This is a genomic window from Achromobacter sp. Root565 (assembly GCF_001427425.1).
Lineage (GTDB): Bacteria > Pseudomonadota > Gammaproteobacteria > Burkholderiales > Burkholderiaceae_B > Achromobacter > Achromobacter spanius_D.
The window spans coordinates 1,933,674-1,950,347 of sequence record NZ_LMGO01000001.1; the positions used below are offsets into that span (position 1 = coordinate 1,933,674).

Consider the following 16,674-nt stretch of genomic DNA (forward strand, 5'->3'; position numbering starts at 1 on the left):
TCCAGGCCTGCCTATCGCGCGATGATCAAAAACATATGGGTAGAGTTAGGCCTTCAGTCATGTACCGAAGCTCCAAAGGTTAATCGCAGGATGCAATAGAAAAAAAGGCGCCGAAGCGCCTTTTTTGCCATTGCAAAACCCGCTACCGCAGGATCACTCCCACTCAATCGTCGCCGGCGGCTTGCTCGACACGTCGTACACGACCCGATTGATCCCGCGCACTTCATTGATGATCCGCGACGAAACGCGAGCCAACAACGGATGCGGCAGCGGTGCCCAATCAGCGGTCATGAAGTCAAACGTCTGCACCGCACGCAGCGCCACGACATACTCATACGTACGCCCGTCGCCCATCACGCCCACCGACTTCACCGGCAGGAAAACCGCAAACGCCTGCGAGGTCAGCTCGTACCAGGTCAGGCCGCTGGCCTCGTCCTTGGTATTACGCAGCTCTTCAATGAAGATCGCATCGGCACGGCGCAGCAGTTCGGCGTATTCGTGCTTCACTTCGCCCAGGATGCGCACGCCCAGACCCGGACCGGGGAACGGGTGGCGGTAGACCATCTGCGGCGGCAGGCCCAGTGCCACGCCCAGTTCGCGGACTTCGTCCTTGAAGAGTTCGCGCAGGGGTTCCAGCAGTTGCAGGTTCAGCGTGTCGGGCAGGCCGCCCACGTTGTGGTGCGACTTGATCGACGTGGCCTTGCCCGTCTTGGCGCCGGCGGATTCGATGACGTCGGGGTAGATCGTGCCCTGGGCCAGCCACTTGGCGCTCTGTTGCTTGCCGGCCTGTTCCTGGAACACTTCGACAAATTCGCGGCCGATGATCTTGCGCTTGGCTTCGGGGTCGGCGACGCCGGCCAGTTTGCCCATGAACTGCGCGGTGGCGTCGACGTGAATGATCTTCACGCCCATGTTTTCGGCAAAGGTCTGCATGACCTGTTTGCCTTCGTCCAGACGCAGCAGGCCATGGTCGACGAAGACGCAGGTGAGCTGGTCGCCGATGGCCTTGTGGATCAGTGCGGCGGCAACCGAGGAGTCCACGCCGCCAGACAGGCCCAGGATGACTTCGTCCGTGCCGACCTGCTCGCGGATGCGGGCGACGGCTTCAGAGACGTAGTCGGGCATGTTCCAGTCGCCCGTGCATTCGCAGATCTCGTTCACGAAGCGGGCCAGCATGGCCTTGCCCTGGACGGTGTGCGTGACTTCGGGGTGGAACTGGACGGCGTAGAAGCGGCGGTCTTCGTCGGCCATGCCGGCGATGGGGCAGGACGGCGTGGACGCCATCAGCTTGAAGCCCGGGGGCAGTTCGGTGACCTTGTCGCCGTGGCTCATCCAGACCTTGAGCATGCCGTGGCCTTCGGGCGTGCTGAAGTCTTCCAGGCCTTCCAGCAGCTTGGTATGGCCGTGGGCGCGGACTTCGGCGTAGCCGAACTCGCGGTGGTCGGAGAAGCTGACCACGCCGCCCAGTTGCTGCGCCATGGACTGCATGCCGTAACAGATGCCCAGCACGGGAACGCCCAGCTCGAACACGGCGTGCGGCACGCGCATGGAGCCTTCTTCGTAGGCCGAAGCGTGACTGCCGGACAGGATGATGCCTTTCAGACCCTGCGCCTTCTGTTCGCGCACGAAGGCGTCGTCGACGTCGCCAGGGTGGACTTCGGAATAGACGCCGGCTTCGCGAACGCGGCGGGCGATCAGCTGGGTGACTTGCGAACCGTAGTCGAGGATAAGAATGCGCTGGTGCATGGAGACTCTACCCGTTGGAAATAAAACCGCACCGGCAGACCCGCTGTTCTTTGCGGATCTGCCGGTGCGTGATGCATGACATTGTAGTTGACTGTGCGGATCAGTCGGCGCGGTAGTTGGGCGCTTCCTTGGTGATCTGCACGTCGTGCACGTGGGACTCGCGCACACCCGCGGAGGTGATCTCCACGAACTCGGTCTTGGTGCGCATGTCGTCGATGGTGGCCGCGCCGCAGTAGCCCATGGAGGCGCGGATGCCGCCGACCAGTTGGTAAATGATGGCGAGCACGCTGCCCTTGTAGGGGACGCGGCCTTCGATGCCTTCGGGGACCAGCTTGTCGGCGTTGTTGGCCGGATCCTGGAAGTAGCGGTCGGCCGAGCCTTCCGTCATGGCGCCCAGGCTGCCCATGCCGCGGTACGACTTGTACGACCGGCCCTGGAACAGCACGACTTCGCCGGGCGCTTCTTCGGTGCCGGCGAACATGCCGCCCATCATGCACGAGAACGCGCCGGCGGCCAGCGCCTTGGCGACGTCGCCCGAGTAGCGGATGCCGCCGTCGGCGATGAGCGGAACGCCCGTGCCTTCCAGCGCCTTGGCGACTTCGGAGATGGCGTGGATTTGCGGCACGCCGACGCCGGCCACGATACGCGTGGTGCAGATGGAGCCGGGGCCGATGCCGACCTTGACGCCGTCGGCGCCATGTTCGACCAGCGCGCGCGCGGCGGCAGCGGTGGCGATGTTGCCGCCGATGACTTCAACCTTGGGGTAGTTCTGCTTGACCCAGCGCACGCCTTCGAGCACGCCCTTGGAGTGGCCGTGCGCGGTATCGACGATGAGCACGTCGACGCCAGCAGCAACCAGCTTTTCCACGCGTTCTTCGGTGTTGCCGCCCACGCCCACGGCCGCGCCAACGCGCAGCTGGCCTTGGCCGTCCTTGCTGGCCATCGGGTGTTCGGTGTTCTTGACGATGTCCTTGACGGTGGCCAGGCCACGCAGTTCAAAGCCGTCGTTCACGATCAGCACGCGTTCCAGACGGTGCTTGTGCATCAGGGCCTGCGCTTCTTCGAGCGTGGCGCCTTCCTTCATGGTGACCAGGCGTTCCTGCGGCGTCATGATGTTGCGCAGGGGCTGATCCAGGTTTTCTTCGAAGCGCAGATCGCGGTTGGTGACGATGCCGACCAGCTTGCGGCCTTCGACGACCGGCAGGCCCGAGATGCCATGCTGGCGCTGCAACGCAATGGCGTCGCGCACTTTCATCTGGGGGGTGACGGTGACCGGATCGATCACGATGCCGAATTCGTGGCGCTTGACGCGAGCCACTTCACGCGCTTGGGCGTCGGCGGAGAGATTCTTGTGGATGATCCCGATGCCGCCTTCTTGCGCCATGGCGATGGCCAGACGCGATTCGGTGACGGTGTCCATGGCGGCGGACACGAGCGGGATATTCAGGCTGATGTTGCGAGTCAGGCGCGTGGCCAGGGAGGTGTCGCGCGGCAACACCTCGGAATACGCAGGCACCAACAACACATCGTCGAAGGTGAGCGCTTTTTGAACGAGACGCATGGGTAACTCCGGGCGCAAAGCAAGATTATACGCCGCCAGCATGTTTTGACTAGGTGTTAACCATAGGTCTGGGTAGATATTTATGACACTTGATCGGGCCCCAATTTGCGGACTGCGAACTTTTGCCTGGACTGCATACCGATTCGTGTCGAGCCTGGCCGGAGGGTGTGCGCCGCCATGCGCTGAATCTGGCGTGGCCACCCGGCACGCATTGACGCGCGCGCCCGCCTGCTTTTATGTTCGTGTACACGTTATCGACTTTGCGGGGATCACCGCCATGCCGCAGTTGGTCTTGCTTCTGTTGGGCGTCCCTTACCTGCGGCAGCGCTGGCGCGCGCTGGCCATCGCGGGCGCGGTGTTCCTCGTGGCCGGTATCGTCGTGTTCATCGATGCCCTGGACGGCGCCCCCTACTTTCCGCTCAACGCCTTTGCCGTTCTCTTCATCATCGAAGGTCTGGGCACGCTGCTGATCGCTTCCAGCGGCGTCGGGGGGCAGCGCGTGCTGCGCTATGCGAAAGGTCTGTTTGTCCTCGTGGCGGGCGGGCTGATTCTGGCGGGGCATCATCACGGACACTTTGTCCTGTCGATGATCTTCGGCGCGCTGTTCTTAGTGGATGGGTTGCTGCAATGCATCGCCGGGTACGTCGTGCGCTACGAGCGCTGGCGCTACGCGCTTGCCGGCGGCGTGGCGGAAATCCTGCTGGCGATCTTCTTCTTCCAGCCCTATCCCACGAATTACGTCGGCACCGTGCCGTATTGCCTTGGCCTGTTCCTGGGCATCGCCGGCGCGAAGCTGCTGTGGCTGGCACGCCGCGTCCGGCATCTGGCTTCCAACCCCGCCTTTGCCGCCACGCAGTCGGTGGGCTTCGCGCCTGCCGGGCCGGAACAGGCCACGCCTCAAATCTGGGACGGCCCGCCCGCCGATTCCGAGCGCGCGCTGACCGTCCATGTCTGGACGCCATCGGGCTCCGCCAAGGCGCAGACCCGCAGCTATCCGCTGGTGGACCGCTACATCGCAGCAGTCGACGTCAACGGCGTCATCTCCACGGGCCACGCGGCGCTGGAGTCGCCTGAGGGCGTCTACATCAGCCTGTACCCAAAGGAAGAAATCGACCGGTCGCCCGACGACTTCGGCGCGCTGCTTCGCGCCACGGCCGACAACGACATTCCCGGGGTCTATCAACCCGACTACGCCACCGAGTCGAACGCCTGGTGCCCGTCGAACGTGCGCGTGCGGATCCGCAACTACGACGCGGACAAGCTGGCGGCCTTCTGGCAGGAGTACCGCAAGAACGCCACCTACAACCTCACCCACCGCAACTGCTCAAGCACCGTTTCGCGGGCGCTGGACGCCGCGCTTGACGGAGTTGTGGGGCGCCTGCATGGCGGTGAGGCCGGCTGGCGGGTGCTGATCCGGCTGTTGCTGACGCCTGAGCTTTGGGTGGCCGCGCAAATCCGCAAGCGTGCGCTCACGATGGCTTGGACCCCGGGCCTGACTCTGGATTACGCCCGGGCCATGAGCATGCTGGCGGACCCGCGGCCATTCGGGTGGTGGAAGATGTCGCAGCGCGCGTTGCGCCGGATCGCCGAATTGCGCGCTGGATGGCGGAACCAGGACCGGGAATCGCCGGCCCGCCGGCCGCGGACCTGATCCGCGCGCTCGCTGTTGCAATTGAAGCCTGGAGAATCGCCAGACGCGGGCGTAACGTGAAAACGCGGCATATGCCGCGTTGCCTTTGCAGGTACGCATCATGACGCCCACAACTTCCCGCCCCGATCCCCATCCCGCGGCCCCTGCCGCCGCGCCCGACACGCATGCGCCGCCGCCTGCGGACAAAGCGCGCGCAAAGTCCGATCACCAGCACGAAGAGGCCCGGCGCAAGACGCTGGTCGGCTCACAGCACAAGGAAAACACGCGCGCCGTGGCGGCGCCGCGCTATCACGGACATCGGGGCGGCTGAAGGCGCCGTTCCCCTGTTTGCCGCCCGCGGACCGCCCGAACGGATTTTTGCGGTATGTTTCTGCAAACACCGACGGATCCCGACGATGCAGTCCGACGAAAACTACCTCCTTTATGACGGCGATTGCCCGTTCTGCTCGAACTACGTGCGGATGATGCGGCTGCGCAAGGCCGCAGGGCCCATCGCCATGCTGAACATGCGCGACCATCCCGACCTGGCCGCGCACCATCGCGCGCAAGGCTACGACTTGAACCAGGGCATGCTCTTGCACCTGGACGGCCGCGACTACTGGGGCGCGGACGCCATCCACCGGCTGGCCTTGCTCAGCACCGGCAGCGATGTGTTCAACCGCCTGAACGCCACCATCTTCAGCAATGCTTGCCTGTCAAAGGCGCTGTATCCCTTCATGCGCACCGGCCGCAGCCTGACGCTGACGTTGCTGGGCAAGAAAAAGATGCCTTGACGCACGTGCGGCGCGATTCCCGCACAATGCGGGCGGCGAGGCGCACGCCTGCGGAACGCACGTCCGCAAGCTGCAGGCCGGCCACCCGAAAGCCTCTACACCCCAACAACCGGAACTGACCTGATGATCTACATCTTTGGCGCCCTACTTCTTGCGTCTACGCTGGCCGCTGCCGTCTACCGCCGCATGCAGCGCAGACCTGAAGACTCCGGCCGCGCCATGTCGCGCGACATGCTGTCGGGCGCTGCGATCTTCGCATTCATGGGACCGGCCGTCGCCATGGCGCTTATCGCCGTGACCCTATCCATCGGAGCCCAGGATCCGGAACTGCTCCTGTTCGGTCTCTATGGGCTGCCGTGGGCGTATCTGTTTGGCGGCGTGCCGGCGCTCTTTTGCGGGATGACGGCGGGCGCGCTCAAGCCGGTCGCGCCGTCCTGGCTGGCCGTCCTGCGCATGGGACTCATTGGCGCGGCCTATGCCTTTGTCTTTTTGCTGACGTTCGGCAGCCGCGACAGGTCGTTGGCAGCGCTGGGATTTCCGCTGTTCATGGGCGCCCTGCCCGCCGCAGTCGCCGGTCTGCTGTGCGCGCGGGTGTTCTACGGCAAGCCGGTAGCTATTCGCTAGCCCAATTCAAGTCCGGCGACGCGGCGCCGTGCGCGTGAAAGTACAACAGCGCGGACGCCGCCTTGGAACGGTCCACGCACTGGAACTGCGGGTAACTGCCTGATTGGCCGCCCGCCACCAGGTCCTGGTCATGATCTTCGGATTTGGCGGGGTCGATCAGCGTGTGGATCCGCGTGTCGCCGCCGGATGAGATGAACACGACATAGGCGCCGTCGCCGCCACCGCCGATCGACATGACCGTGTCGTCGTCAATCACGAAGGCGGTCGAACTGAAGACCGCGCCATCCAGCCTGTCCAGGGCGGCGAGCAGGTCGCCCTCGGTCGGGGATTCATGCGCGCGGGTCTGTTCCTGGTCGCCTTGACGCATGTCTTCGATGATTCTGACGATTTTCACGGTGCTCCATTCGCCGGCTAGCGGCGCGTTGAGGTGGGGTCGCATGCAAGGGGGGTCGCATGCAAGGGAATCACGGCCGATACTACATCGGCCATGATCCACGCCGCCATGACCGCGCTTGAACGTGAACGAATCACCGAGCGCGCGACGTGCGCGCGAAGAAGAATCGCAGCATCTCGGCCGTCGCATCCGGCCCGGTCCGATCCGTGTAGGACCCTTGATCCGATCCGCCTGCCCAGGCATGGCCGGCGCCGTGGACATCCCAGCGTTCGGCAACGATGTTGCCCGCGGCGTCGCGGTACACGTGGCGGGTGCTGTCGCGCTTGCCGCCGGCGCCCGCCACGCGAACGGTTTCGACACGCACGCCGGGCCTCACGCTGGCCGCGATCACGCTGTCGGCATTGGCGGGATGCACGGTGGCGTCGCGGTCGCCATGAAAGACGATGACAGGCACGCCGTTGCTGGCCGGAGCGGCGGTTTTCAGGCCCACGCCCTTCATGGCGGACAGCGCTGACGGCAGATCCGACGCCGCGCCCGCAGCCAGCCCCGAATGCACGCCTGCCGCCGCATACAGCTCAGGATAGGCGCCCGCCAGAATTGCTGCCATGGCCCCGCCCGCCGACAGGCCCGCGACATACACGCGCGTGGGATCAATGTTGTGGGCGGCGATGACCTCGCGCGTCATGCCGGCCAGGATAGATGGCTCGCCCCGGCCTTGCTGCTGGTGGTTGTGCTTGAACCAGTTCCAGCACTTCTGCGGATTCGCGTCGCGCGATTGGATGGGATACAGCACATGAAAGCCCTGCTCGCGCGCGGCCGCATTCATGGCGGTGCCCGCCGCGAAATCGTCGGCGTCCTGCGTGCAGCCGTGCAGCATGACGACCAGCGGACGCGGCGCGCCATCCGGGTTGGGCGGCACATACAGCTTGTAGCCGCGCTGCCCGGACGAATTGCGGAATGTTCCCGCCGTGAACGTATCGCCCGCAACGGCGGGTTTCGGGACGGGCTGCGCAGCGTCGCCGGCAACGTGCGGCGTCGCGTCGGAGGCCCGGGCAGGATCCGGAACCTCCCAGGCTTCAACGTCGATGACGTCGGCATCGTCCTGCCGGCGCGGCGCGGCGGCCAGCCCGCCCCGCAGGGCGGCCTGGATGGCGGCAGTTGCCGCCGATAGATCGCCGGCCTGGGTGAGCTGGGTAGCCCGGTGCATGAGGTGCTGAAAGTCAGGGTGCATGAGGTGACCTTTTTTTTGCGCCGCGAGGATCAGCGGATGCGCTGACGCAGGGCGGCTTTGACGGCGGGGCTGGCATGCAGCGCCCCCAGTACCGTCAGGGATTCGATCGTGGCGAGCGCAAGCTCGGGCGTGACGTCGGAGGCGATGGTTGCCAGGCCCAGCACCCGGATCTGAAGCATTTCGCCCGCGGCCTGGACCGCAAGCAAATCCTGGGCGGTGTAGTGCTGGATGCCGAGCACAAGCGTCTTGCGGCTGACGGCCTGGCGCACGGCGTCGCCGTGGGTGGCAAGTTGATTGCGGATGGCCGTGCGGATGAGATCCGTGCGGTTGGCGTAGAACCCTTCCTGGACGAGCAAATCAATCTGACCCAGGTCGACATAACCCAGGTTGATGGTGATTTTTTCGTCCGCAGGCTTGGGCGTGGAGGCGAGTTGAGAGGTGCGAGGCGGCATGGATCGAATCATAAACCATCCACTTGGATGGTCTATGGATGTTTCAACTTGATAGATCTGCCTTGTCAGCGGGTGCTGGTCTTAGGGTGCCGGTCTTATTGACGCTGGCAAGGCGGACTGAGCTCCGCTACCGTCGTCGTGAACCCCAGGGGATTTCCATGGCGCCACGCCTTGCATCGGGATTGCTCATGTCAATTGCCTGCTCCGCGGCGGCCATCGCCCAGCCGGTTCCGCCCGACCTGTACGGCGCCTTGATCGTCTCTTCAACCTATCGCTACTACGCCTCGATCCTGTATGGCACCGACGCCGCGGCCCGCCGCAGCGCGCTCACCGCTTGCCGGGAAGATGAGCCCCGGGCCACCTGCGCGGTGTATGCCAGCTTCAGGAACCAATGCGTGGCGGTGGCCGCGAACGGCGCGCAGCACATCGTCGCCATCGGCGACAAGGCGTGGGACCGACAGCGGACCGGCGATTACAGCCTGGGGTTATGCCGCGACCAGACGGGTTCCGGGTGCAGACTGGTGCTTAGCGCGTGCTCGACCCAGGCGCAGCAGTTGGAGGACCAAAGCGTCCGCGCCGGCCCGGACGGGGGGATAAGGACGGATTTCCAGGCCCATTACGCCGCCCCGCTTGTCCAATGAACTACAGTCTGTCGGGCAACATTCACCCGAAAGGAAAGCATCATGGAAAATCCGTTTGGCGATTCCGACGAGCCGTCCAGCGACCATCGGCAGTATCTGGTCCTGATCGCGGCATCCAAAGACAACGCCGCGCTCGCGCAAAAAATCCTGGAAAACATCAAGACGCACGTGGATGAGCGCGCCGCGCCTTTGTGGATCGACGCGAAGGGAATCGGCGTGCTGGTGACGACGGAACTGGTCGCCTCCGAGATCTGGCGCGAGATGTTCCAGAAGGCTCCGGGCCAGGATTATGGCGACACGCGCAACCTGCTCATTCTGGAAATCGGCAAGGATTGGGCCGCCCGCCGGGACGACAAGATCGAACACTGGTTGGCCAGCCACGTCGGCGCGCCGCTGTCTGCGCCGAACCGCCCCAAGCGCCGCTAGATAGAAGTCTGGCTCACGCCTGTCCTCGGCTTCCGGCAGTTTCCGGGCTGTTCCGCTTGGCCACGCGCTGCAGAAACGCATCCAGTGCCGGGTTGTCGTGCTGCGCGTGCCAGGCGAGGTACATGTCCGCGTAGAGATCGCGCTGGCCGATCGGCCGGAACACGACACCTTCAAAACGCAGCTCGCGCGCGGAATCCGGCACGAGGCCCACGCCCAGCCCGGCCCGCACCAGCGCCAGCAACGTGTGCGTCTGCCCGGCGCGCTGCACATACTGCGGCTGCACATCCGCCAGGCCGAAAGCGCCCACGATGCGGTCGTAGAAGTACTTACCTTCCCGAGGCGAATACAGCACAAACGGCTGCCCCTGCAGCAGACGCAGCGGCACCGTGGCGTGCTCGCACAAGGGCGAATCGGCGGGCAGCGCCAGCACCAGCGGTTCGCGTTCAAGCAGGCGCGACTCGATACCTGCCTGCTGCGGCACGCTGCGCGCCAGAATGGCGTCCAGTTCGTGGGCCAGCAACAGGCGGCTCAACTCGGTCGTCACGGTTTCGCGCAACTGGATCTCCACGCCCGGCAGCAGCTTGCGCGCATGCATGATCAGCGACGGCATCAGGCGATACGAGGCCACGGCCGTAAAGCCCAGTTTGATGTGGCCGGCTTCGCCCCCGGATGTACGGCGCGCGGTGGCGGCGGCCTGCGCCGAAAACTCCAGCAGGTGGCGGGCATCGCGCAGAAAGCGCCGGCCCGCGGCGCTCAGTACGACCTGCCGGCTGTTGCGCTCGAACAGGGTCACGCCCAGGTCCTGCTCCAGCAACTGGATCTGGCGCGACAGCGGCGGCTGCGTCATGCACAGGCGTTCGGCGGCGCGGCCGAAGTGCAATTCCTCGGCAACCGCAATGAAACACTCGAGCTGACGAAATTCCATCGATTCAATCCTTGAATTGATTGATGCTATTTATAGCTCGAACGGCTATCCATGGACAGGCATCCCTATACTCGGCTGCAGGGCTGGATTCCGGCCCGCGAAGCATCAGGAGCCTTACCCCGCAGCACCATTTTTTGCGGCCCCGCCGCCATCAACGCCATAAAAGAGAAAATCCATGGAGACAAAGAACACCGCCCGGATCCGCGTCCGGCTCCTCGCCGCGGCGCTGGCCCTGGCCGCCACCGCCGCGGTGCCGCACGCGGCCAGCGCCGCAGGCTATCCGGAACGCCCGATCAATCTCATCGTCCCCTTCTCGCCTGGCGGCGGCACCGACATCTCGGCGCGCCTGCTGGCTGCGGCCCTGGGTGAAAAATTCTCGTCGTCGGTGGTGGTGGACAACCGCCCGGGCGCCGGCGGCCAGATCGCCGCCGACCTCGTGGCCCGTTCGCAGCCCGATGGCTACACGCTGCTGTTCGCAAACTCGGGCATGCTGGCGATCAACCCCTGGATCTACAAGCTGCATTCAGACCCGGTCAAGGCGTTTGCGCCCGTGTCGCTGTTTTCGGACCTGCCGTTCGTGCTGGTGGTGCCCGCCAGCCTGCCGGCCAAGAACGTCGCGGAACTGGTCACGCTGACCAAATCCCAGCCCGGCAAGCACACGTTTGCCAGTTCGGGCACGGGCGGCGCCCCCCACCTGTCCGGCGAAATCTTCCAGGAAGCCACCGGCGTGGATCTGGTGCACGTGCCCTACAAGGGCGGCGGCCCGGCGATGACCGATCTGATGGCCGGCCGCGTCGACATGCTTTTCGCGTCCGTCCTGGAGACCATGCCGTACGTCACGGCCGGCAAGCTGCGCGCGCTGGCCGTAACGGGCGCGGCGCGCTCGCCCGCCATGCCGGACGTGCCCACCATTGACGAAGCTGGCGTGAAGAACGCGCAGAGCGGCTCGTGGACGGCGGTGCTGGCGCCGGCCGGCACGCCGCAGGCCGTGATCGACAAGCTGTCCGAGGCAATCCGCGCCGTGGCCGCCGATCCCGCAGTCAAGGCCAAGCTCGAATCGCAGGGCGCCGTAGCCCACGGTTCGACGCCGAAGGAGCTGCAGGATCTGGCCGCTAGCGAGCGCGAACGTTATGGGCAGATAATCAAGTCCCGCAATATCCAGACCAACTGATTCCGGTCCCGGCCCGCCTCGGCGGGCCTTTCCTTCTTACTTATATAAGCCGTATCCATGACTGCATCCCTTCCCGCTTCCGCCGCCGATCTGCTGATGGTCGGCCCCCTGCTGCCCGATCTGGTGGCCGACCTGGAATCGCGCTACCGCGTTCATCGCCTCTGGGAGGCCCAGGACCCGGCGCTGCTGCTGCGCGAACATGGCGCCGCCATTCGCGGCATCGCCACCAGCGGCCGCTTTGGCGCGACGAAGGAATTGATCGACGCCTTGCCCGCGTTGGAAGGCATCTTCAGTTTTGGCGTGGGTTACGACACCATCGACATCGCGGCGGCCGAGGCGCGCAATGTCGTGGTCACCAACACGCCGGGCGTGCTCGACGCCTGCGTTGCCGACACGGCATTGGCGCTGATGCTGGCCGTCTCGCGCCGCATCGCGGAGGCTGATCGCTTCGTGCGCGCCGGCCGCTGGCCCACCGAAGGATTTGGCCTGGGTTCGCGCATGACCGGCAAGCGCTGCGGCATCGTCGGGCTGGGCAACATCGGCCTGCAGATCGCCCGCCGCGCGCAGGCCTTCGACATGGATATCCTGTACACCAACCGCAAGCCGCGCCCCGACGCGCCCGAGGGCTACCGCTATTGCCCGGACATCGTCGAGCTGGCCTCGCAGTGCGACTTTCTGGTGCTGGCCGTGCCGGGCGGCGGCGCGACGCGGCACATGGTGAACGCGCAGGTGCTGGATGCGCTGGGCGCCGAGGGCTGGCTGATCAATATCGCGCGCGGCACAGTGGTCGATGAAGCCGCGCTGGTGGCGGCGCTGCAAAACAAGCGCATCGCCGGCGCCGGCCTGGACGTGTTCGAACACGAACCCGCCACGCCCCCGGAATTGAACGCCATGGACAACGTGGTGATGCTGCCGCACATCGCCAGCGGCACCCACGAAACGCGCCGCGCCATGGCGGACCTGATGCGCGCGAACCTGGATTCGTGGTTCCGTGAAGGCCAGGTGCATACGCGCGTGGTGTAAGGCGGGCCGCTGACTACAGATGCAAGGGCGGCCTGCCGGATTGACCGGCAGGCCGTTTTTCAAACGGCTCATCTGACCGTTCTTCAGGCGGCCTCCACCGCCGGCGGATCAATCCTCTGCTGCGAGACGGACGTGGTGCGATCGCAGCGCGTCCAACCCGACGCAAGGTTGCGCCGGTCGTGCAGGTAATCCCAGTTGGCGCCGCACTCGCCGCAGGTGAACGCCTCGTGCGTGACGCCGCGTTGCGCCATCGGCAACGACCGGACATAGCCCAGGCTGATCAGATTGCCATGCCCCGGCGCCCCCGCCTGGTCCACGGTGATGGCCGCGCATTGGCCGCACAGCATTGTTTCCATCCCCTTTCATTTTGCTTTCAGGGGATGGTACGGACGAAAGTACGAGCAAGGTTCAACAATTCTCACATTCGGTATTGCAGAGTTACCTGGCTCCCGTTCACGGGGCGCCATTGCTGAAAACACCGACGCCTGTCTTCAATCCTGGCGGACTATACTGGATAAATAAACAGTGTATTCCACCATGCCGTTCAAAAACCCGCTCTCTCACGCCGACCTGCGCTTCATCCGCGAACGTCAGCCCTGGAACCCCGATGTGATCGCCCTGCTCTGGGAGGTCAAGCGGCTGCGTTCGATCCTGCTTCGCGCCTATCAGCTATCCGGCGACTTCAAGCGCCCGGCCGGAATTACCGGCGAGCTCTACGACGACTTCATGCGCGACCTGCAACACGAACCGTGCGTGCTGGAGCGCGACGATATGAAGGACGCGCTAATGGAACCCTCCAACCGGCTGCGCAAAGGGATGGCGCCTAGATAGCGCTGGAGCGGCGGCGCGCGCGGGAGTATCGTCAAGACGCAATCCTGGCCCTGCAACGGAGGCGTCCCATGCCTGAAAAACCAGAAATAGACATCGAGGCCGGCGCATCACAGATGGGCAACCTGGTGCAGTTCCTGCTGTGGATCGCCGCGCGGCCGCGCACCTATGCCGAGACCATGGAGGCATGGCGCACCAATTGCCCCCGGCTGTCCGCATGGGAAGACGCCACGACGAATGGCCTCGTCGATATGTCACCAGGCGAAAGCACGGTACGCGGCGAGGCCGTGGTGGTGCTGACCGAAAAGGGGCGGGACTTGCTCGCTAGCCCAAGATAAGGCAAGACCCGGAGCCCCTTTTACACGGTTGCCACAGGTGTGGCCGGCGATCCGACCGCGCCCGGCAGGTTCAAGGGCGGGGCCGTCAGCAGGAAGCGGTTACGGCCGTTGGCTTCAAGCCAGCGCGCGAGTTTGCCCAGGTACCACATCTCGCCAATTGGCATGCCGAGCTTGAAGATGCAATGGTGGTGCAGCGGCAGCGCCGCGCAGCAGGCGTTGGGTTTCTGGGTGGGATAGATCTCCAGCGCGTGGTTGTCGGACGCCATGGCCGCGACTTTCGCGTCCGTGATCCACTGCAGCAGTTTCTCGTCGCTGCCGTCCAACCCGGCGCAGATCTCATGCAGCGTATGTGGGTCGGGCTCGCGTTGCTTCTCCAGCAAGGCGTCGCCGAACTCCGTATGAAAGAGCACGATGTCGCCCTGCTCGATCTCGATCTTGTCCGTCTCAAGGATGCGCATCAGGTCGTCATAACCCACCGATTTCTGCGCGCGGCCGTAGTGCCTGGCCAGATCCACCATGACGCCGCGGCTTTGCAGGCAGGATTCCGCCAGATGCGTGATGTCCAGCTTCTTGGCGTTGGAGGCGGCTCCTTGGCGCAAGTCTGTCTTCGCGAAACCGTCAAGCACGTCGTAGTCCACCGGTCCGACCACATGTTCGTTGGGCCGGAAGCCGTTGTAGTAGACGCGTTCCGGCAGACCGTCGCCATTGGCGTCGAATAGCGCGCCCACGTGCGCCAGCGAATCCCATTGAGTCGAATACTGCAAGCTCATTTCGACGATGTCGTCGCTGAGCACATCCACACATCCCGGCCGCAACCGGCCGAGCGGGAAATTCATGTATTGGTCGCCGTCTCTTTCGGTGGGGCGCAGCTTGGGCGGATGGCGCCGGACATTGACGCCGTTGCCGCCCGGATAGTCCAGCGGCAGCGACAGGCAGAAACTCAGGCCCGCCTTCACTTCGCTTATGCCCTTCAGCACGTTTGCGGGAGTGATGTAATTCAGGCAACCACGCTGATCGTCAGGACCGAAGTCCCCCCAGTTCGATCCTTCGGGACGGCTCAACCATCTCATGCGTCGCAACTCCTTGGCGTTGAAAGCGGATTGACGTAAATTTATCATGTATAGGATACTAGCATCATGGATGTGAAAACAGCAGCTCGAGTTCTGGATGTGCTGAACCTCTTTGCCGAGGAGCAGAAGCCATTGCTGTACAGCGAGATCGCCGCACAGATGCAGATTCCCCTGTCCAGTTGCCATGGCCTGCTCAAGACCATGGTGGCGCGCGGCTATCTGTATGAAATCGGCAAGAAGCACGGCTATTACCCGACCCAAAAGCTGATCCACGTCGCCACCCTGATCTGCCGCAACGATCCGCTGAATGACGTGATCGAACCCGTACTGGAGCGGGTGCGCGACCTGACCGGTGAAACCGCCCTGCTGGCCAAGCTGGCAGACGACAAGGTCGTGTACCTGATCGTGGCGGAATCCAAGCAGACGATCCGTTTCTCGCACCAGCCTGGCGGCTTCAAGGCTGTCCACGCGACCAGTTCGGGCAAGGCGCTGCTCTCCGTGCTGTCGCCTGAAGAACGCCAGAAATGGTTCAAGGCTTATGGCGGATTCACCGCTTTCACTGACAGCACCATCACGACTCGCGCCGCTTTCGATAGCGATCTGCGGGCGGGCGTGGCGCGCGGCTGGCAGCGCTCGGTCGGCGAGAACGTCGAAGACGTGATGTCCATCTCCCTCGGATTCCGGGCATACGAACAACCCTTTGCCATCGTGGTGGCCGGCCCCCTGGGCCGCATGCTCAAGAACGAAGCCACCACTGGAAAACAGCTGGAAGAGGTCAAGGCACTGTTGCACGCCGCCCTGCCCTCGGCCAACCTCACCTTTGTAGGAGAAGACAGTAGATGAATAAGCGCAGCTTTCTTACCGCGGCCTGCTCGGCCCTCGTCGCCACCCTGCCTGTCGGCGGGGCCCTCGCCCACGGCAGCTATCCCGACAAGCCGATACGCGTGATCATGCCGTGGGCGGCGGGCGGTCCGACCGACGTCGTCGGCCGCGTCGTCGCCGTGCAGATGGGCGAGATCCTGGGCCAGCCGCTGGTCATAGAAACCCGCGCGGGCGCCAGTGGCACCATTGGCGCCGCTCAAGTCGCCAAGGCGCCGGCAGACGGTTACACGCTGTTGATGAACCCGTCGGTCCAAGGCATCTATCCTGCCCAGTTCAAAAGCCTGAGCTTCGATCCGATCAAAGATTTCCGGATGGTGGGTGTGCTGGGCACGGTACCGATGGTGGCCGTCGTTCCGCCCACGTCCAAGTTCAAGACTTTCGCCGACCTTATTGACCATGCGCGCGCGCAGCCCGGCACGCTGACCTTCGCGTCGCCCGGTGTCGCCACCCTGCCCCATCTGGCGGGAGAGTTGATCAATTCGTCCACCAAGTCGTCCATCTCGCATGTGGGCTACCGCGGCAGCAGCCCGGCCTTGACCGACGTTGCAGGCGGCCATGTCGATCTGATGTACGCACCGCTTGCTCCCGCCCTGCCTCTGATCCAGAGCGGCAAGGTCGTTCCGCTGGCCGTCACAACGAAGGCCCGGCTGGCGGACCTGCCCAACGTGCCCACCATCGCCGAAAGCGTCCTCCCCGATTTCGACATCGTCACGTGGTACGGCATGTGGGTACCCAAGGACACGCCCGAACCCATCATCGCCAAACTGAACGCGGTCATGGTGCAGGCCTCGAAGTCGCCCAAGGTGGTCGAGGCGCTGAAATCACAGGGCACGCTGCCCAGCACGATGAGCTACCAGGAAGCCGAGACCTTCAATCTGGCCGAAAGCGCGCGCTGGATCAAAGTGATGAAGGACGCCAACATTCAGCCCGAGTAAGGG

General features: G+C 64.5%; 20 protein-coding genes. 12 read left to right on the top strand and 8 right to left on the bottom strand.

Annotated features, from left to right (window positions below; translation table 11 throughout):
• Positions 1–153 precede the first annotated feature (153 nt).
• Both guaA and guaB read right to left on the bottom strand, forming a co-directional pair.
• The gene (gene guaA / locus ASD71_RS08645; RefSeq protein WP_056562047.1) at positions 154–1,746 is read right to left on the bottom strand and encodes a glutamine-hydrolyzing GMP synthase; all 1,593 of its coding nucleotides are present in this window, start codon (positions 1,744–1,746) and stop codon (positions 154–156) included.
• Positions 1,747–1,846: 100 nt separating this feature from the next.
• Positions 1,847–3,307, bottom strand: a complete 1,461-nt coding sequence (guaB, locus tag ASD71_RS08650) for an IMP dehydrogenase (RefSeq protein WP_056562050.1) — start codon at positions 3,305–3,307, stop codon at positions 1,847–1,849.
• A gap of 277 nt (positions 3,308–3,584) precedes the next feature.
• On the opposite strand from guaB, the gene ASD71_RS08655 reads away from it, so the two are divergent.
• The 4 genes from ASD71_RS08655 to ASD71_RS08670 all read left to right on the top strand — a co-directional run bounded on the left by ASD71_RS08655 (position 3,585) and on the right by ASD71_RS08670 (position 6,355).
• Complete coding sequence (locus ASD71_RS08655; RefSeq protein ID WP_056566632.1) at positions 3,585–4,958, top strand: HdeD family acid-resistance protein; 1,374 nt, start codon at positions 3,585–3,587, stop codon at positions 4,956–4,958.
• 100 nt (positions 4,959–5,058) lie between these two features.
• On the top strand, positions 5,059–5,268 hold the full coding sequence (locus tag ASD71_RS08660) for a hypothetical protein (RefSeq protein ID WP_056566634.1): 210 nt from the start codon (positions 5,059–5,061) through the stop codon (positions 5,266–5,268).
• An 85-nt stretch (positions 5,269–5,353) separates the two neighbouring features.
• Positions 5,354–5,731 (top strand): DCC1-like thiol-disulfide oxidoreductase family protein, encoded by a 378-nt coding sequence (locus ASD71_RS08665; RefSeq protein ID WP_056562054.1) that lies wholly within the window; start codon positions 5,354–5,356, stop codon positions 5,729–5,731.
• A gap of 123 nt (positions 5,732–5,854) precedes the next feature.
• Positions 5,855–6,355, top strand: a complete 501-nt coding sequence (locus ASD71_RS08670) for a hypothetical protein (RefSeq protein ID WP_056562058.1) — start codon at positions 5,855–5,857, stop codon at positions 6,353–6,355.
• On the opposite strand, the gene ASD71_RS08675 is transcribed toward ASD71_RS08670, so the two are convergent.
• From ASD71_RS08675 to ASD71_RS08685, 3 genes are all read right to left on the bottom strand, one after another.
• Positions 6,345–6,749 (bottom strand): Imm1 family immunity protein, encoded by a 405-nt coding sequence (locus ASD71_RS08675; protein WP_056566636.1) that lies wholly within the window; start codon positions 6,747–6,749, stop codon positions 6,345–6,347. The two genes, ASD71_RS08670 and ASD71_RS08675, sit on opposite strands and share 11 nt — an antisense overlap.
• Positions 6,750–6,882: 133 nt before the next feature.
• Positions 6,883–7,980 carry a PHB depolymerase family esterase gene (locus tag ASD71_RS08680; RefSeq protein ID WP_056562060.1) on the bottom strand — a complete coding sequence of 366 codons (1,098 nt, stop codon included), beginning with the start codon at positions 7,978–7,980 and terminating at the stop codon, positions 6,883–6,885.
• Between the two features lie 29 nt (positions 7,981–8,009).
• Entirely contained in the window at positions 8,010–8,432 is a 423-nt protein-coding gene (locus ASD71_RS08685) for a hypothetical protein (RefSeq protein WP_056562063.1), read from the bottom strand.
• Between the two features lie 188 nt (positions 8,433–8,620).
• Between ASD71_RS08685 and ASD71_RS08690 the strand changes: the two genes are divergently transcribed.
• Both ASD71_RS08690 and ASD71_RS08695 read left to right on the top strand, forming a co-directional pair.
• Entirely contained in the window at positions 8,621–9,073 is a 453-nt protein-coding gene (locus ASD71_RS08690; RefSeq protein WP_162253553.1) for a DUF4189 domain-containing protein, read from the top strand.
• Positions 9,074–9,115: 42 nt separating this feature from the next.
• Positions 9,116–9,499, top strand: a complete 384-nt coding sequence (locus ASD71_RS08695) for a hypothetical protein (RefSeq protein ID WP_056562068.1) — start codon at positions 9,116–9,118, stop codon at positions 9,497–9,499.
• A 13-nt stretch (positions 9,500–9,512) separates the two neighbouring features.
• Here ASD71_RS08695 and ASD71_RS08700 read toward each other — a convergent pair whose 3' ends face one another.
• Complete coding sequence (locus ASD71_RS08700) at positions 9,513–10,424, bottom strand: LysR family transcriptional regulator (protein ID WP_056562071.1); 912 nt, start codon at positions 10,422–10,424, stop codon at positions 9,513–9,515.
• Between the two features lie 175 nt (positions 10,425–10,599).
• Here ASD71_RS08700 and ASD71_RS08705 point away from each other — a divergent pair, with 175 nt between their 5' ends.
• Together ASD71_RS08705 and ASD71_RS08710 are read left to right on the top strand one after the other, a co-directional pair.
• Complete coding sequence (locus tag ASD71_RS08705; RefSeq protein ID WP_056562074.1) at positions 10,600–11,595, top strand: tripartite tricarboxylate transporter substrate binding protein; 996 nt, start codon at positions 10,600–10,602, stop codon at positions 11,593–11,595.
• 57 nt (positions 11,596–11,652) lie between these two features.
• A complete protein-coding gene (locus ASD71_RS08710; RefSeq protein ID WP_056562076.1) occupies positions 11,653–12,618 on the top strand; it encodes a 2-hydroxyacid dehydrogenase in 966 nt (321 codons plus the stop codon).
• Positions 12,619–12,701: 83 nt separating this feature from the next.
• Here ASD71_RS08710 and ASD71_RS08715 read toward each other — a convergent pair whose 3' ends face one another.
• Positions 12,702–12,974 carry a hypothetical protein gene (locus ASD71_RS08715; protein WP_056562079.1) on the bottom strand — a complete coding sequence of 91 codons (273 nt, stop codon included), beginning with the start codon at positions 12,972–12,974 and terminating at the stop codon, positions 12,702–12,704.
• A gap of 181 nt (positions 12,975–13,155) precedes the next feature.
• On the opposite strand from ASD71_RS08715, the gene ASD71_RS08720 reads away from it, so the two are divergent.
• Together ASD71_RS08720 and ASD71_RS08725 are read left to right on the top strand one after the other, a co-directional pair.
• Positions 13,156–13,449 (top strand): hypothetical protein, encoded by a 294-nt coding sequence (locus ASD71_RS08720; RefSeq protein ID WP_056566639.1) that lies wholly within the window; start codon positions 13,156–13,158, stop codon positions 13,447–13,449.
• A gap of 68 nt (positions 13,450–13,517) precedes the next feature.
• The gene (locus tag ASD71_RS08725; RefSeq protein ID WP_235512063.1) at positions 13,518–13,784 is read left to right on the top strand and encodes a hypothetical protein; all 267 of its coding nucleotides are present in this window, start codon (positions 13,518–13,520) and stop codon (positions 13,782–13,784) included.
• A gap of 20 nt (positions 13,785–13,804) precedes the next feature.
• Here the strand turns inward: ASD71_RS08725 and ASD71_RS08730 are convergent, their stop codons facing one another.
• Complete coding sequence (locus tag ASD71_RS08730) at positions 13,805–14,854, bottom strand: cyclase family protein (RefSeq protein ID WP_056562085.1); 1,050 nt, start codon at positions 14,852–14,854, stop codon at positions 13,805–13,807.
• A gap of 66 nt (positions 14,855–14,920) precedes the next feature.
• On the opposite strand from ASD71_RS08730, the gene ASD71_RS08735 reads away from it, so the two are divergent.
• Together ASD71_RS08735 and ASD71_RS08740 are read left to right on the top strand one after the other, a co-directional pair.
• The gene (locus ASD71_RS08735) at positions 14,921–15,697 is read left to right on the top strand and encodes an IclR family transcriptional regulator (protein ID WP_056562088.1); all 777 of its coding nucleotides are present in this window, start codon (positions 14,921–14,923) and stop codon (positions 15,695–15,697) included.
• Positions 15,694–16,671: a tripartite tricarboxylate transporter substrate binding protein gene (locus tag ASD71_RS08740; RefSeq protein ID WP_056562091.1), complete on the top strand. Its 978-nt coding sequence runs from the start codon at positions 15,694–15,696 to the stop codon at positions 16,669–16,671. The genes ASD71_RS08735 and ASD71_RS08740 overlap by 4 nt, the downstream gene beginning before the upstream one ends.
• Positions 16,672–16,674 lie beyond the last annotated feature (3 nt).